The 1,071-nt window shown below is 71.5% G+C and carries 2 protein-coding genes; one reads left to right on the top strand and one right to left on the bottom strand.

The genetic code is table 11. The annotated features are described in order from the left end of the window. Positions 1–380: GNAT family N-acetyltransferase (locus VR44_RS40120; RefSeq protein ID WP_045952633.1), on the bottom strand; the 380-nt coding region annotated here is incomplete at its 3' end. A gap of 106 nt (positions 381–486) precedes the next feature. Here VR44_RS40120 and VR44_RS40125 point away from each other — a divergent pair. Continuing rightward, positions 487–909, top strand: coding sequence for a DUF350 domain-containing protein (locus VR44_RS40125; protein ID WP_045952634.1), 423 nt, complete (start codon positions 487–489; stop codon positions 907–909). The last annotated feature ends 162 nt before the right edge of the window (positions 910–1,071 follow it).

Raw genomic sequence — 1,071 nt, forward strand, 5'->3', positions numbered from 1 at the left:
GTGTCCAGGTACAGCAGCCGCCCCACGCCCCGGCCGATGGCGGAGGGCTCCACGAACAGCAGCCCCAGCCGCGCCGTCCGGCCTCCGCGGCCCGGACCGCCGTCCGCCTCCTCCCCGCCCGCGATGTTCACCCCGCCCGCGATGTCCTCCGCGTCCTCGGAGGCCTCGACGTCCTCGAGGGAGGCGAGGCCCAGCAGCTCACCCCGGCCGTTCTCGGCCACGACGATCCGCCGGGCCGTCAGCTCCTCCTCCCGGACCCGCAGTTCCGGCGCGCACGCGGCGAGGAAGGCTGCGCCGTACCCCCAGTGCGCCTTGGAACGTCTGACCAGCGCGGTCAGCGCCGCCGCCTCACCGGGCCGCGCGGGCCTGGTCTTTGCCATCTCCTGACCTCCCCATGGTCCGGGGCTGGGCCGTGCGATAGATTCGGCCTCCCCTCGGCATGCCTTGGCACATCCTTGTCCACCCCCGCGTCAGACAGGCTTCTCAATGAGCGACATCGTCAACGGACTCGGCCGTACGACCGCCTACGGCGCCCTCGGACTGGTCCTGCTGATCCTCGGGATCGTGCTGGTGGACGTACTGACTCCCGGGAAGCTCCCCAAGCAGATCTGGGAGGAGCGCAACCGCAACGCGGCCCTGCTGCTCAGCTCCGCGCTCCTCGGCATCGGCGGGATCGTCTTCACCTCGATCTGGACCACGTACGAGGACTTCGGCAAGGGCCTGCTGTCCACGGCGGCCTTCGGCCTGCTCGGCCTGGTCCTGATGGCCGTGGCCTTCCTGGTGCTGGACCTGGTGACCCCGGGCAAGCTCGGCGCCATCGTGGTCGACCCCGAGCCCCACCCGGCCGTCTGGGTGACCGCCTGCTGCAACCTCGCCGTCGCCGCGATCGTGGCCGCCTCCATCGCCTGATCAGCCGTCGGCGACCCCGCGTTCATACGACAAGAGAGCGCCGCTCCCCACCGGGAGCGGCGCTCTCCTCGTATACGGGTGCTCCGTGACGAGACCCCCGGATCCGGTCTGTCCGGCCTACGCCAGACCCAGCGCGAACGCCCCGAATCCGGCCGCCAGCAC

This window comes from Streptomyces katrae, assembly GCF_000966975.1.
Classification (GTDB): Bacteria; Actinomycetota; Actinomycetes; order Streptomycetales; family Streptomycetaceae; genus Streptomyces; species Streptomyces katrae.